Origin of the sequence: Brachybacterium equifaecis (assembly GCF_023509525.1) — a bacterium.
Classification (GTDB): Bacteria; Actinomycetota; Actinomycetes; order Actinomycetales; family Dermabacteraceae; genus Brachybacterium; species Brachybacterium equifaecis.
Map to the genome: position 1 here is coordinate 311,911 of NZ_JAKNCJ010000001.1, position 14,514 is coordinate 326,424.

The 14,514-nt window shown below is 72.3% G+C and carries 13 protein-coding genes; 4 read left to right on the forward strand and 9 right to left on the reverse strand.

Annotated features, from left to right (window positions below; genetic code table 11):
* Positions 1-529: 529 nt before the first annotated feature.
* The 3 genes from Bequi_RS01405 to Bequi_RS01415 all read right to left on the reverse strand — a co-directional run bounded on the left by Bequi_RS01405 (position 530) and on the right by Bequi_RS01415 (position 3,014).
* Positions 530-940, reverse strand: coding sequence for a DUF3040 domain-containing protein (locus Bequi_RS01405; protein ID WP_249736216.1), 411 nt, complete (start codon positions 938-940; stop codon positions 530-532).
* A 165-nt stretch (positions 941-1,105) separates the two neighbouring features.
* Positions 1,106-2,449: a DNA polymerase IV gene (gene dinB, locus Bequi_RS01410; protein ID WP_249736217.1), complete on the reverse strand. Its 1,344-nt coding sequence runs from the start codon at positions 2,447-2,449 to the stop codon at positions 1,106-1,108.
* A 133-nt stretch (positions 2,450-2,582) separates the two neighbouring features.
* Positions 2,583-3,014: a hypothetical protein gene (locus Bequi_RS01415; RefSeq protein ID WP_249736218.1), complete on the reverse strand. Its 432-nt coding sequence runs from the start codon at positions 3,012-3,014 to the stop codon at positions 2,583-2,585.
* Positions 3,015-3,163: 149 nt separating this feature from the next.
* Here Bequi_RS01415 and Bequi_RS01420 point away from each other — a divergent pair, with 149 nt between their 5' ends.
* On the forward strand, positions 3,164-4,006 hold the full coding sequence (locus Bequi_RS01420; protein ID WP_249736219.1) for a spermidine synthase: 843 nt from the start codon (positions 3,164-3,166) through the stop codon (positions 4,004-4,006).
* Positions 4,007-4,122: 116 nt separating this feature from the next.
* On the opposite strand, the gene Bequi_RS01425 is transcribed toward Bequi_RS01420, so the two are convergent.
* Both Bequi_RS01425 and Bequi_RS01430 read right to left on the reverse strand, forming a co-directional pair.
* A complete protein-coding gene (locus Bequi_RS01425) occupies positions 4,123-4,326 on the reverse strand; it encodes a cold-shock protein (protein WP_249736220.1) in 204 nt (67 codons plus the stop codon).
* A 291-nt stretch (positions 4,327-4,617) separates the two neighbouring features.
* On the reverse strand, positions 4,618-5,625 hold the full coding sequence (locus tag Bequi_RS01430; RefSeq protein ID WP_249736221.1) for a PAC2 family protein: 1,008 nt from the start codon (positions 5,623-5,625) through the stop codon (positions 4,618-4,620).
* 164 nt (positions 5,626-5,789) lie between these two features.
* On the opposite strand from Bequi_RS01430, the gene Bequi_RS01435 reads away from it, so the two are divergent.
* Positions 5,790-8,054: a HelD family protein gene (locus Bequi_RS01435; RefSeq protein WP_249736750.1), complete on the forward strand. Its 2,265-nt coding sequence runs from the start codon at positions 5,790-5,792 to the stop codon at positions 8,052-8,054.
* Positions 8,055-8,267: 213 nt separating this feature from the next.
* Here Bequi_RS01435 and nrdR read toward each other — a convergent pair whose 3' ends face one another.
* Together nrdR and Bequi_RS01445 are read right to left on the reverse strand one after the other, a co-directional pair.
* Positions 8,268-8,741 carry a transcriptional regulator NrdR gene (gene nrdR / locus Bequi_RS01440; protein WP_249736222.1) on the reverse strand — a complete coding sequence of 158 codons (474 nt, stop codon included), beginning with the start codon at positions 8,739-8,741 and terminating at the stop codon, positions 8,268-8,270.
* A gap of 60 nt (positions 8,742-8,801) precedes the next feature.
* On the reverse strand, positions 8,802-9,167 hold the full coding sequence (locus Bequi_RS01445; RefSeq protein WP_249736223.1) for a peptidoglycan-binding protein LysM: 366 nt from the start codon (positions 9,165-9,167) through the stop codon (positions 8,802-8,804).
* A gap of 168 nt (positions 9,168-9,335) precedes the next feature.
* On the opposite strand from Bequi_RS01445, the gene lexA reads away from it, so the two are divergent.
* Positions 9,336-10,013, forward strand: a complete 678-nt coding sequence (lexA, locus tag Bequi_RS01450) for a transcriptional repressor LexA (protein WP_249736224.1) — start codon at positions 9,336-9,338, stop codon at positions 10,011-10,013.
* Positions 10,014-10,047: 34 nt separating this feature from the next.
* Here lexA and Bequi_RS01455 read toward each other — a convergent pair whose 3' ends face one another.
* Positions 10,048-12,069, reverse strand: coding sequence for an ATP-dependent DNA helicase (locus tag Bequi_RS01455; RefSeq protein WP_249736225.1), 2,022 nt, complete (start codon positions 12,067-12,069; stop codon positions 10,048-10,050).
* 69 nt (positions 12,070-12,138) lie between these two features.
* Positions 12,139-13,725, reverse strand: coding sequence for a GTPase HflX (gene hflX, locus Bequi_RS01460; RefSeq protein ID WP_249736226.1), 1,587 nt, complete (start codon positions 13,723-13,725; stop codon positions 12,139-12,141).
* Between the two features lie 125 nt (positions 13,726-13,850).
* Here hflX and Bequi_RS01465 point away from each other — a divergent pair, with 125 nt between their 5' ends.
* Positions 13,851-14,465 (forward strand): class I SAM-dependent methyltransferase, encoded by a 615-nt coding sequence (locus Bequi_RS01465; RefSeq protein ID WP_249736227.1) that lies wholly within the window; start codon positions 13,851-13,853, stop codon positions 14,463-14,465.
* Positions 14,466-14,514: the final 49 nt, after the last annotated feature.

Sequence of the window (14,514 nt, forward strand, 5' to 3'; positions counted from 1 at the left end):
ACCCCCTCGTCTCGACGGGAGACCCATCTCCCTCCTGCGCCCTCCACTTTACCCCACAAGCCCCCACCGTCGTCGAGCCCTCGGGGCCGATTCCCGCCATCTCAGTACATCACCGCAGGTCACAGGAGTGGGGCGCGGTGGAGGGGAAATGCGCGCCACATCCGTGTCGGTCACCCGCTGCACTGCGCTCCCCCGGCCCGACGCCGCTGCTCGGGCGGCACCGCACCCCTCTGACCTGCGCATTCGCACTGCGGCGGGCGCTGATCGCCGTTGCCGCACGCCCGGTGGAGCGCAGTGGAGGGGACGCGGTGGAGGGCGGTGGAGGGGCCGAGGAGGGCGATCTTCCCAGGGGGGTCACAGCATGCGGCTCGCACGTGCAGAGGGGGTGGAGTCTGAGGGCTGGGGGTGCCCCGCCCAGCGCTTCGCACTCGGGGCGCATGCAGAACGACCCGAGCCGTGCGGCTCGGGTCGTCCAGAGTTCAGGTGCCCGCGGGGCGGGCGCGCAGAGAGCGCGCAGTGCGCGGCGGGTTCAGCCGCGCCCCTCGTCGGAGCGTCGGTCCCAGCGCTCCTCCATGCGTCGCAGCAGGTCGCTCTGAGGCGCACCCGCGCCACTGCTCGTCGCGGCGCGCGCCCGGCGCGCGGGACCTGCGGAAGAGGACGCGGCGACATCGGGCCCGATCGCCGGAGCCGTGATCGCGAAGATCGCGCCGGCGAGCATGATGAGGAATGCCAGGACCCCCAGCCAGATCGCCGGCAGGGCGACGGCGAGGACCAGGAGCCCGAGCCCGAGTGCGACACCCAGCAGCCCGAGTCCGATGCGGCGGCGGTCGTGCCGCGGGCGGTCGTCGGCGCGGAACGCGCGCGCGAGCTTCGGATCGTCAGCGAAGAGCTGGCGCTCCATCTCGTCGAGCATCCTCTGCTCGTGCTCGGAAAGCGGCATCGTTCCGTCTCCTTGTCCGTGCCGAGCTGCATGCAGCATGGGCGATCCCCGGCGACTGCCCCGGTGATCCCTGCAGGATAGTCGGCGCGCCTGGGGAATGGAACAGGCTCCCGCGCGGGGTCCCGCGACCGCCGGACGCGAGCCCTCCCCCAAGGCGGCGGGCCCTCAGAAGAGCGTCGAGCCCGGCGGATCCTGCGGAGAGTCCGCTTCGCGCGGATCCTGCGGAGAGTCCGCTTCTCGCGGAGCCTGCGCGCTCCGCGTCTGCGTGCGACCGGTCGCTCGGACGGCGTCCGCGCCCGATCCCGAGCCTGTGCGCACGGGGAGAGTGGAGCCGCGAGAGAGGCTTGCGGTGCCGAACCGTGCGAGCGCCGCGTCCATCGCCGGCTCCAGCCCCTGCCAGCCGGTCGTGCCCGACGCGAGCTCGACGGCCGCGGCGGCGTCCTCCGCTCGCGCCAGACGCTCGGCGCGCACCCCTGCGAGCCGGAGCCGCGGCATGGCGCCGCTCTCCCTCTCCCAGAGGCGCACCACCTGCTCCCGCAGCCGCTCCCCGCTCGCGGTGGGCTGGCTCATCGTGGCCGAGCGCGTGATCGTGGTGCCGTCCGGAGCGCGCAGCTTCACGCTCACCGCTCGCGCGACGAAGCCGTCCCGGCGCAGTCCGCGCGCCACATCGTCGGCCATGACGGTCAGGCGCCGACGGACATCCTCCGGATCGGTGAGGTCCTCCTCGTAGGTGCGCTCGACCCCGGCGCTGCGATCGCGGACCCGCGTGCCGAGGCCGGTGCGGTCCTCCCCGGCCGCCAGGCGCTGGATCTGCTCGGCCCCGGGGCCGACGGCGCGCCGCAGCGCGGCGAGCGGGATGTCGCGCAGCTGACCGATCGTGCGCACGCCCAGGCGCTCGAGCGCCTGGGAGGCGCGGGGCCCCACCCCCGAGATCGCGCTCACCGGCAGCGGAGCGAGGAACTCGGCGGTGCCGGCCGCGGGCACGATGAGGAGGCCGTCGGGCTTCGCGCGCGCCGAGGCGATCTTCGCGACCGCCCGCGAGACGGACCCGCCCACGCTCGCGGGCAGGTCCAGCTCCCCTCGGATCCGCTCTCGCAGCAGGGCGCCGATCTGAGCGGGGGTCCCGAACAGGCGCCGCGCCCCGCGCACGTCCAGGAACGCCTCATCCACGCTGATCTGCTCGATCTGCGGCGTCACCCCGCGCAGGATCTCCATCACCTGGGCCGACACCTCCCGGTAGACGGCCATCCTCCCGGGGACGATCACCAGATCGGGAGCGAGTCGCCGCGCCGCGGCCATCGGCATCGCCGAGCGGATCCCCCGCGTGCGCGCCGGATAGCTCGCTGCCGCGACGACGCTGCGCGATCCTGTCCCGCCCACCACGACGGGGAGACCTCGCAGATCGGGGTTGTCGCGCACCTCGACCGAGGCGAAGAAGGCGTCCATATCCAGGTGGAGGATCGTGCTGTCAGCATCACCGAGTTCGGCGTCTGAGGGATCGGTCGTCACCGCGTCGCCTCCTTCCGATTCCGCCGAGAATGATCGCGTCGGCGCCGCGCGACGGGCCGCCCCGCCATGCTAGAGCCGTGCTCGCAGAGGTGCGGGTCGCCCGCAGGGGACGCGCCCGCCCGTGCGCTCCTGCTCACCCCGCCAGCGCCACCGCCGAGGAGGAGGTGAGCTCCGAGAGCAGCTGGGCCCGCACGCTCGCGATGCGGTGCGCCGTGCCCTCGAGATGCGCCTGCAGCAGCTGCGGATCGGGGACTGCATGCTGGTCACGATCCAGGCGATCGCGCTCGGCGACGAAAGCGCTCGCCTCGAGCGCCCAGGGGCGCGTGCTCGCACCCATGCGATCCAGCGCCTTCCAGACGTTCAGCGGAAGACTGCGGCGCCGCGTGCGGTTCGCGCGCGCCACGAGCACCCCGGCAGTGCGCAGAGCCGAGCGATGGATGAGCTCGAAGGCGGCGCGGGGATCGTCCCGGCGCACCGAGCGCGCCTGGTGGAGGAGCTGCTGCGCGCGCTCGAGCGCGGCGAGATCCTGATCCAGGCGGATGAGCTCCAGTCGAGAACTGTTCATGCCCGCCACGCTAGGAGCGCCCACCGACATTCGAGAGCCGACGAGCGAGGATGTGGAGGACGCCGCTCCCGCCGCGGGCTCCGTCACTGGGGACAGCCGCCCCAGAGCGCGACCGCATCGCCTCTCCTGATCCCCTCTAGAGTGGAGCGATGACCTCACGCGGCCGCGGGCGACAGCGCACCGCTCCCTTCCCCCGGCTCGGACCGGTGGGCGAGCCGATCCCCATCTCCACGGGCACCGCGCAGCTGGAGGTGGAGAGCGACGGATCCGTCCTCCTGCTGGTGAACGGCGTGCCGTCCTCGCACCTGGACCCGGATCCGGCGCACCTCGTGTTCGAGTACATGCGCTGGATGCAGCTGAGCATCCGGCTGTGGCTCCAGGAGCAGCCGGAGCGCGCGCAGGCCCTGCAGGTCGCCCACCTGGGAGGCGCGGGCTGCTCGCTGCCCCGGGCCGTCGCCGCCGAGTGGCCCCGCTCCCGCCAGATCGTCATCGAGCTGGACGGCATCCTCGCCGAGAGCGTGCGCGAGTGGTTCGATCTCCCCCGCTCCCCGCAGCTGCGGGTGCGCACGGGCGACGCGGCCGAGGCTCTCGCCCAGTGGCGCGAGGGCCGCTTCGATGTGCTCGTGCGGGACGTCTTCGCCGGCAGCGTCACCCCGCCCTCGCTCACCGGCGCCGAGGCTGCGCGGCATGCCGCGCGCGTACTCGCCCCTGGCGGGCTCTACCTCGCCAACAGCGCCGCGCCTCCGGGAACGCGGATCCTCGCCGATGAGATCGCGACGCTGAGCGAGAGCTTCGCGCACGTCGAGGCGATCGCCGAGCCTGCGCACCTCAGCGGGAAGCGTCGGGGGAACTGCGTGATCCTGGCCTCGCAGAGCCCGCTGCCCGCGCAGCTGGATCGCGCACTGCGGTCGGACCCGGTCTCCGTGCGGCTCGCGGGCGGGGACAGAATCCGCGCCCTGCGCGCAGCCGGCCGCATCGCGAGCGACTCCTGAGCCCAGCGCCCTGCGGCGCGCGCCCACAGGGGCCCTGGAGACGGGCTCCGGACGCGGAAGAGCGGGCAGGGCACCGAAGTGCCCTGCCCGCTCTCACCAAGTAGTGGAGAGTCCGCTCAGAGAGCGCGGACGTTCTCAGCCTGGGGACCCTTGTCGCCCTGCGTGATGTCGAGCTCGACGCGCTGACCCTCGTCGAGAGCGCGGTAGCCGTCCATGTCGATCTTGGAGTGGTGGACGAAGACGTCAGCGCCGCCGCCATCGATCTCGATGAAGCCGTAGCCCTTCTCCGAGTTGAACCACTTCACAGTTCCCTGCGCCATTTTCTTCACCTTCTGTGTCGTCAGTCGCCGGACACTTCGCCCGGCGTGCCGCGTGACGTACTTCCCCGCGGGGACGGGACTTCCGACAGGTCCGGTTCTGCGCCTCGCGGCGCGGAGCGGGTGCCGGGCGAACCCGCATCACTGCAACACATCCAATATCTCATGGAAACCCGCGGCCCGGGGGTACTCGAGGGGTCCAGGTGACAGCATTGCGTGACGAAGTTCACATGCAAAGGTGGTGAAGTCGCATCGGCGGCCCGCAGACCCGCCGCCCAGCACGTGCGGGGGCGCTCAGTCCGTTTCGCCGCGGGGTCGCGCGTCCCCCGGGCCGCCCGTCTGCGGACCATCGCCGCTCGGCGAGCCCGGGCCCTCGTCGGAGCTCGGGTGCCCGTGCTCCTCGCCGCCCTCGCCCGCCAGGAACCGCTCGAAGTGGTCGGCGATCTCATCACCCGTCGGCAGATCCATGGTCGTCGGGAAGACGCCTTGTCCCTCGGCCTGCTGCGCGTCGCGCTGCTCCTCGAGGGCAGTGACGATGCTCTGCACATCGCCGTTGTCGGCCAGGGTGCTCTCCAGCGCCGCACCAGCGGCCTCGGCGAGGTCGCCCAGATCCACGAGCGGCAGCTCGAGTCCTGAGGCATCGCTGACGCGCCGCAGCAGCGCGAGCGCGCCCGCCGGGAATTCCGTGCGGGTGAGGTAGTGCGGGATCTGAGCCGCGAATCCGCGGGCGGGGTGCCCCGCCCGGCCCAGCTCATGCTCCAGCAGCGCACCGAATGACGCGGGCACGATGATCTCGCCGGGGCTCTCCCCCACCGGCGGGACGTCCGCGGCGGGATTCGCATGGGCGATCAGCTCGATGGCGCGCGTGTGCGGCACGGCCATCGGGATCGCGCTCATGCCGATCACCTGCTCCACCTCGAAGAACTCGACGAGATCGATCAGCGCCTGCGCGAGGCGGCGCCACTGCAGATCCGGCTCCAACCCATCCAGGTAGAGGAAGGGGCGGTCGGCATCGTCGTACATGAGGTAGAGCGCCATGTCCGGCATGTCCACCGAGGTGTAGGCGCCGCCGTCGAAGACCGCCTGCGGCCGCGAGCCGCGGTAGTCGAGGAGCTCGTCCGCATCGAACGTCACCAGGCGCACGTGACGCAGGGAGTCGCGCAGATAGGTCGAGGCGATACGGCAGGCGCTGCCCGCATCCACGAGCCCGGGAAGTCCGTGCACCAGCACCAGCGAGCGGCGCGGGACCGAGGCGATCACATCCGCCGATTCGAACGCGTACAGATCGCGAGGATCTCGCACTGCTCCTCCTCGGTCCGTGGGCGAGCGCCCGGAGCAGGGCGTTTTCCCGTGCTCGTGCCCGTCCACCATAATGGATCGCCATGTCACCGCGCCCCGGCGGTCAGGAGCATCCCCGACGCCTCCCGATCCCGTGCGCACCCGAGGAGGGCATCAGGTTGGAACCGATGGAAGCCCGGCCGACGAGGCCCGAGGAGATCCTCCTGGAGCGGGAGCTCGAGCGCGAGCAGAGCTACGCCGACCTCCTCTACCGCCGGGTCGATGAGCTGATCGCGCAGATCGAGAAGAGCCTCGACCAGGTGCAGGCATCCCAGCATGCCGCCACGCACCAGAACCGGTCCGAGCGCGATGCGTTCATGGCGATGTACGAGGACCGTCTCGCTCTGCTGCGATCGGTGAGCCAGGCGGTCGTGTTCGGCCGCCTCGACACGGACGCCGCCGAGCGCCACTACATCGGCCGGATCGGGCTGTTCACCGCTCAGCGCGAGCAGCTCCTGGTGGACTGGCGCGCCCCCGCGGCCGCCGCCTACTACCAGGCCACCAGCGTCAATCGGAAGGGCGTGCGGCTGCGTCGCCACCTGATCGGCCGGGGCCGGGAAATCGTCGCCCTCGAGGACGATGTCCTGGACCCCACCCTCCTCGCGGACGGCGCGGAGGCCGACGTCGTGCTCCAGGGCGAGGGTGCGCTCCTCGCAGCGGTCAGCTCGCAGCGCACCGGCCGCATGGGCGACATCGTGGCGACCATCCAGGCCGAGCAGGACCGCATCATCCGCTCCGATCACCGCGGGGTCATGGTCGTCCAGGGCGGACCGGGCACCGGCAAGACGGCGGTCGCCCTGCATCGCGCCGCGTACCTCCTGTACACGCACCGTCAGCGCCTTGAGCACTCGGGCGTCCTCATCGTCGCCCCCACGATCGGGTTCCTGCGCTACATCGAGAGAGTCCTGCCGAGCCTCGGCGAGTCCGGGGTGGTCATGCTGACCCCCGGGGACCTCTACCCCGGCATCTCGGCGCAGCGCCATGACACCCCGCCCGTGGCCCGCCTCAAGGGGGACGCCCGGATGGCCGAGCTGCTCGCGCGCGCCGTGAAGCAGCGCCAGATCGTGCCCGACGAGGATCAGCGCCTGCTCATCGACGGCACGCCCGTCACCCTCTCCCGCTCCCTGCTGGCCGGCGCCCGCAAGGAGGCGCGCGCCTCGCACAAGCCGCACAACCTCGCGCGGGCCGTGTTCGTACGCGCCGCGCTCGCAGGGCTGGTGCTGCAGTACGAGCAGGCCCTGCGCAGCGAGGGCGTGACCGTCGTCCCCGAGGACCGCGCCGGGTATCTCGAGGACCTTCGCTCCGACCCCGGCGTGCGCCGGGCCCTGAACCTCGCATGGATGCCGTACACGCCCGACTCGTTCCTGCGGATCCTCCTCAGCAGGCCCGAGCGCCTGCAGCGCGCCGCGCCCCGATCCCTCTCGCGCACCGAGCTCCACCGGCTCGTGCGGGAGAAGGACGCCCCCTGGACCATCGAGGACATCCCGCTGCTGGACGAGGTCGCCGAGCTCCTGGGCGAGGACGACGCCGTCCAGCGCGCCGAGGCGGAGCGCCAGGGTCGTCGTCGCGAGAGCGATATCGCCTATGCGCGAGAGGTCATCGAGAGCTTCGACGAATCGGGGATGGTGCGCGCCGAGGACCTCGCCGACCAGATGGGCCGGCTGCGCGACGGGCGCAGCCTCGCCGACCGCGCCGTCACCGATCGCACCTGGACCTACGGGCACGTCGTGGTCGATGAGGCCCAGGAGCACTCGGCGATGATGTGGCGCTGCCTGATGCGGCGCTGCCCGACCAAGTCCTTCACCGTCGTGGGAGATGTCGCGCAGACGTCGTCCGCTGCAGGCGCGTCCTCCTGGCACGAGATGCTCGAGCCGCACGTCGAGGACCGCCTCCTGGTCGAGCACCTCAGCGTCAACTACCGCACGCCGCGCCGCATCATGGAGCGGGCTCAGGCGGTCGCCGAGGCGATGGCGCTACCGGTCACTGAGGTCACCTCGGTGCGCGAAGGCGACTGGGACGTGCGGATCGCTGCCGGCGCGGAGAGCACACTCGTCCCCCGCGCCGTCGATGCGGTCCGCGAGCTCGACGAGCTGGCGCTCGGCCGCCTCGCCGTCATCGCGCCCGGGGCGCTCCTCGAGGAGCTCGCGGCCGCGCTGGGCGCGGTGGAGGCGCTCGGACGCATCGGCGTGGGCAGCTCCGGCATCGACGAGCGCGTCGCCGTGATGACCGCCCAGGACGCCAAGGGGCTCGAGTTCGACGGCGTGGTGCTCGTGGAACCGGCCGCCATCGCGGATGGAGGGGACCGAAGCGCGGGCGACCTCTACGTCGCCATGACCCGGTCCACGCAGCGACTGGACGTGGTCAGCGCGCGGGATCTGCCCCCCGGGTTCTGACACGCGGGCCCGCCCACGAGCCTGGGGATGCGGCTGCGCCATGAGAGGGGCCGGCGGCCATGCGAGGCGCCGCAGGCATGAGAGGCGCAGCCGGGCATGAGAAGAGCCGGCGGTCGTGGCTTCCCCTCCACGACCACCGGCTCGCGTGCGGTCCGAAGACCGCAACGGGACCATTCTAGGGGCACGATCAGGGTGCTGCGCACCGCGCAGGAATCAGGAGGAGCGCTCCGCGTCGGAGCCCGCCGACTGCGCCCGCAGCTCCTCGATGGCGGCATCGAAATCCTCGAGGGATTCGAACGAGCGGTACACGCTCGCGAAGCGCAGGTACGCCACCAGATCCAGCTCCTTCAGCGGCTGCAGGATCGCGAGGCCGACGTCATGCGCGTCGATCTCGGCCTGGCCGCTCAGCCGCACCGCCTCCTCGACCTTCTGGGCGAGCAGGGCCAGCTCGTCATCGCTCACGGGGCGCCCCTGGCATGCCTTGCGCACACCGGAGATCACCTTCGAGCGGCTGAACGGCTCGCTGGCGCCGGAGCGCTTGACCACCGCGAGCGCTGCGGACTCCATCGTGGAGAAGCGGCGCGAGCACTGCGGGCACTGCCGACGGCGCCTGATCGAGGCACCGTCATCAGCGGTGCGGGAGTCGACCACGCGGGAATCGGGGTTGCGGCAGAAAGGACAGTGCACCGCCCCATCGTACTGGCCGCGCTCCTCGACGCCCCCTCGCGCCCGCCTGAGGGAGGGAGGTCAGGAATCGAGGGCGGAGCCGGCGGGAAGGAGGATCTCCTGGCCGTCGGTGATGCGCGCGGTGCTCAGATCGTTGATCCGCACGGTCTCGCGGATGAAGTACTGCGGATCGGAGCCCTCAGGCGCGAACCGCTCGGCATAGGACCAGAGCGTGTCGCCGGATCGGACCGTGACGCTCTCGAGCTCGCCGCTCCCCGCGAAGGCACTGGGGATGTCGAGGACCAGCAGGGCGAGCAGCGCGACCACGACGCCGGCGATGAAGACCAGCGCCATCGCCGCGGCACGGCCGCGCTGGGTCAGCTGCAGTCGAACACCCTTGCGGGCGGGCGCCTCGGATGCCGTGGGAAGGGGAAGGATGGTGCTCATGTCCGAACTCCTGTTCGATCGAATACGTGTACGACTGTACGACCTGGAACCGCGACACGCAACAGATTCTTCGAACAGATGTTTGGCTGCGGCTCCTGCGCCGCCTACTGTGGGCGACAGGAGCACTCCATCGCAGGGGTGGGACATTCGAGAGGGAAGAGGGCCGAGATGACCCCCAGCAGCACGCCCGAGCACACGGACGATGCGCACGCCGACGGGCTCACCCCGCGCCAGCAGCGCATCCTCGAGACGATCACCGCGGCCATCGCTCGCCACGGCTACCCGCCCACCATGCGCGAGATCGGCGATGCCGTCGGCCTCACCTCCCCCTCCTCGGTCTCCCATCAGCTCCAAGCGCTCGAGCGCAAGGGCTTCCTGCGGCGCGACCCCAACCGGCCTCGCGCGATGGAGGTCGTCCTGCCCGATGAGGCGGGCGATCCGGGCGCGCAGGAGGATCTGCAGGCGCCGGCGGCCTCGGTGAACGTGCCCCTGGTGGGCAGGATCGCCGCAGGCGTGCCCATCACCGCCCAGGAGCAGGTCGAGGACGTCTTCACCCTCCCCCAGCAGCTCGTCGGCGACGGGGAGCTGTTCCTGCTGCAGGTCGTCGGCGACTCCATGGTCGACGCCGCCATCTGCGACGGGGACTGGGTGGTCGTGCGCAGCCAGCCCGTGGCGCAGAAGGGCGAGATCGTCGCCGCCATGATCGAGGGCGAAGCCACCGTGAAGACGTTCGCCCAGCGCGACGGCCATGTGTGGCTCATGCCGCACAACCCCGCCTTCGCTCCGATCCTCGGCGACCACGCCGAGATCCTCGGCAAGGTCGTGGCAGTGCTGCGGGCCGTCTGAGCCTGCCCGCCCGCGCCGATCGGGCCCGCGCCGGTCAGGCGGGCCGGGAGAGCCGCTTCAGCGCGCCGAGGGCGACGGCGGGGTCGTTCGTCGGCCACAGCGGCGGCATCGCGCTGAGCAGCACCTGGCCGTAGCGCTTGGTGCGCAGGCGCGGGTCCAGGATCGCCACCATGCCCCGGTCGCCATGGGAGCGGATGAGGCGCCCGGCGCCCTGCGCGAGCAGCAGGCTCGCGTGCTGCACCGAGACGGACATGAACCCGCTCCCCCCGCGCGCGTCCACGCGCTCCGAGCGGGCCGCGACCAGCGGATCGTCGGGCCGGGGGAACGGCAGGCGGTCGATGGTGACCAGGCGGCAGGTCCGTCCCTGCACGTCCACGCCCTGCCACAGCCCGATCGTCCCGAACAGGCTCGCCCGATCGTCGGCGCGGAACTGCTCGACCAGTCGCGGCAGGGAGTCCTCGCCCTGGAGGCCAAGGGGAAGGTCGGTGCGCGCGCGCACGTGCTCAGCGGCCAGCTCCGCGCCCCGGCGCGAGGAGAACAGGCACAGCGCGCCGCCGTCGGACGCCTCCAGCAGCTCCGTGAGGTGGTCGAGCATCGCGAGGGCGGGGCCCTCGCGGCCCGGCTGCGGCAGGTGCTGGGCGACGTAGAGGATGCCCTGGCGGCGGTAGTCGAAGGGGCTGCCGACGTCGAGACCCGCCCACGCGTCGCGGTTCTCGAGTGGCGGCACCTCGTCCACGTCCATCCGGTTGCGAGCGGCGAGGCCGATGGAGCCGGCGGGCTGCTCGAAGCGGCCGCCGAGCGCGAGCGTGGCGGAGGTGAGGATGGCTGTGCGGTCCTCCAGGATCTTGCCGCGCATGGCGCCGGCGACGCTCAGCGGCGCGACCTGGAGGTGGGAGCGGCCCGTCTGCTGCGAGTGGGACACCGAGACGACGTCGTCCTCGTCGGGCTCGCGCAGGCGCTCGCAGACGTCGATGATCGCCTGGAGGTCCGCGCGCGCGGTCTTGCGGGCCCCTGCCATGCCGGGGGCGTCCCCGCCTGCGTCCTTCGCCTCGCTGTGGGCCTCTCGCGCCTGCGTGTGCAGGACCTGCAGCGCGTCGGACATCGCCCCCGGGAGGGCTCCGAGCACGCGGCCGTCGGGCATCTCGGCGAGCGCGGTCCCGAGGGACTCCCCGGCGTCGTCGAGGGCGGTCGCGCCCATGCCCATCCCCCGCAGCTCGCGCACCACGGAGCGGACCATGGTCGGGGAGAGGACCTCGGTCACCGCTCCCGTCACGCGAGCGGTGAGCTCGTGGGCCTCATCGAAGATGACGGCGTCGTGCTCGGGGATGATGCCGTGCCCGTCGAACGTGTCGATCGCGAGCAGCGCGTGGTTCGTGACCACGACGTCCACCTCGCGAGCGGCGGCGCGGCTGCGCTCGGCGAAGCACTGCTCGACCAGCGGGCAGGAGGAGCCGATGCAGTGCGAGCCCGAGACCGAGACCTGGCGCCAGGCCCGATCGGAGACGGGCTCGTCGAGGTCGTCGCGGTCGCCGGTGTCGGTGTGCTCGGCCCATTCGCGCAGGCGCACCACCTGCTCCCCCAGCCGCTCCGTCTCGCTGCGCGAAGGATCGACGCTGACCTGGGAGAACAGCGCACCGGGATCGAGATCGAGGGGGTAACCGCCGTCGAGCTTGTGCAGGCACGCGTAGTTCCCGCGGCCCTTCAGCAGGGCGAAGGACGGGGTGCGCGGCAGATGCGGGGCGACCGCCTCCACGATCCGCGGCAGGTCCTTGCGCACGATCTGGGACTGCAGGGCGATCGTGGCGGTGGAGATGACCACGGGCCGGCCGCTGCGCATGGCCTGGCGCAGCGCCGGGACCAGGTAGGCGAGGGACTTGCCGGTGCCGGTCCCCGCCTGCACGAGCAGATGGCGTCGGCCCTCGAGGGCGAGATCCACAGCGCTGGCCATCTGGTCCTGGCCCTCGCGCGGCGCCCCGCCGACGGCGCCCACGGCGGCGGCCAACATGACATCGAGATCGGCGATCCGGGAGGAGCCGGAAGGGGTCGCGGTGGGCATCGGATCACTGTAATGAGCACGGCCCGCCGCGCCTCGAAGGCGCGGCGGGCACACGGGGTGATCCCGGGCTCAGGCCGCTCGAACGGCCTCGGAGATCTCCGAGGCGAGCGCCTCGTCGACGCGAGCGTGCAGGCGCGTCCCCTCCGCGAGATGCTCCTCCGAGAGGACCTCGCCGGTGGTGTGCGCGCGGGAGATGAGATCCCCTCGGGTGTACGGCACCAGCACGTCGATCTCCACGGCCGGCTGCGGGAGGCGCTGGGAGATCAGCTCGCGCAGCTCCTCGATCCCCTCGCCCGTGTGCGCGGAGACGACCGCGCTGTCCCCGACCTGGCTGCGCAGCCGGGCGATGGTCTCCGGAGCGGCGAGATCGGCCTTGTTGAGCACGACGATCTCGGGCACGTCGAAGCCCTCGATGTCCGCGAGGACCGCGCGCACGGCGCGGATCTGGCCCTCGGGATCCGGGTGCGAGGCGTCGACCACGTGCAGCAGGAGATCGGCGTCGGCCACCTCCTCGAGCGTCGAGCGGAACGCCTCGACCAGCTCCGTGGGCAGAGAGCGCACGAAGCCGACGGTGTCGGCGAAGGTGAAGTCGCGGCCGTCGGGGGTCTGCGCGCGGCGCACCGTCGGATCCAGCGTCGCGAACAGCGCGTTCTCCACCAGCACGCCGGCGCCCGTGAGGCGGTTCAGGAGAGAGGACTTGCCGGCGTTGGTGTAGCCGGCGATCGCCACGGCGGGCACTTCGCGGCGCTTGCGGTCGGCGCGCTTGGCCTCGCGGCTCGGCGCCATCTCCTTGATCTCGCGGCGCAGCTTCGCCATGCGCGTACGGATGCGCCGACGGTCCAGCTCGATCTTCGTCTCGCCGGGGCCGCGCGAGCCCATGCCCTGGCCTCCGGCGGCCTGGCCGCCCGCCTGCCGCGACATCGACTCGCCCCAGCCGCGGAGCCTGGGAAGCAGGTACTCGAGCTGCGCGAGCTCGACCTGCGCCTTGCCCTCGCGGGACTGGGCGTGCTGGGCGAAGATGTCGAGGATCAGCGCGGTGCGGTCCACGACCTTCACCTTGACGATGTCCTCGAGCGCGCGGCGCTGGGAGGGGGCGAGCTCGCCGTCGGCGATCACCGTATCGGCACCGGTCTCAGCGACCAGCGCAGCGAGCTCCTGGGCCTTTCCCTTCCCGAGGAAGGTGGCGGGATCGGGGTGCGCACGGCGCTGCATGACGCCGTCGAGCACCTCGGAGCCGGCGGTCTCCGCGAGGGCCGCGAGCTCGCGCATGCTGTTCTCGGCATCCTCCACGTTGCCGGTGGTGAACAGACCGGCGAGGACCACGCGCTCCAGGCGGAGCTGGCGGTACTCGACCTCGGTGACGTCCTCGATGTCGGTGCGCAGTCCAGCCACTCGGCGCAGCGCATGGCGATCCGCGAGGTCCATCTGCTCGCCGTCGGCGTCCGAGGTGTACGTGATCGCGGAGACGGAGGCGTCCCCGCGAGCGAGGATGCGCCGGGTCAGGGCGTCGGCGGAGCTCTCCGGGGCGGAGCCCGAGGGCGCCGCAGCGTCAGGCGCAGCGCCTGCCTGCGTCGCGTCCTGGCCGGATCCGGGGGCGTCCTGGGGGTCGACGGCGTCGTCGGCGGAGCTGGAGTCCGGATGGAAAGCGATCGGCACGGGCGGGGCCTCTTCCTGTGGTGGTTGCGGGGCGTGCTCCAGGATCCCACGCGGGCGGCCAGCGGTCGAGGCCTTTACGCACTGGGCGTAGCGGACCCCGGCGCGACCCTGCGTAGTCTTGCGGGGTGTCTGAGCACTACTTCTCCCCCACCACCGCCACCGAGGACTCCCGGCGGCCGCTGACGGTGCAGCTCGCTGGCGCTGCGCGGAGCCTGGTCACCTCGCGCTCCGTGTTCAGCGGCGACCGCCTCGACAAGGCGACCGCGGTGCTGCTCGCGCGCTTCGACGAGCTCACGGAGCTCCCCCCGCGCCCGCGCATCCTCGACCTCGGGTGCGGCTGGGGCCCGATCGCCCTGACCGCCGCGCTCGAGCACCCGGACGCCGAGGTCTGGGCGGTGGACGTCTCCGAGCGCGCCCGAGCGCTCACGCGCGAGAACGCGGAGCTGCTGGGGGTGGAGGTGCACGTGGCGACCCCGGAGGAGGTCCCCGAGGATCTGCGCTTCGACGCCATCTGGTCCAACCCCCCGATCCGCATCGGCAAGGAGGCGCTGCATGCGCTCCTGCTGCACTGGTGCGCCCGACTGACGGACGAGGGGACCGCGGCGCTCGTGGTCGGGAAGAACCTCGGCGCCGACCCGCTCGGGGCGTGGCTCGACGGCCAGCTCCCGGACCGCAGCGTGCGCAAGGCCGCGAGCGCGAAGGGCTTCCGGATCCTCGAGGTCGGCCCGACCGGCTCCTGAGCCGCGGTCCGACGCCCGGCGGCAGCCGCAGGGCCGACGGGAGCAGGGC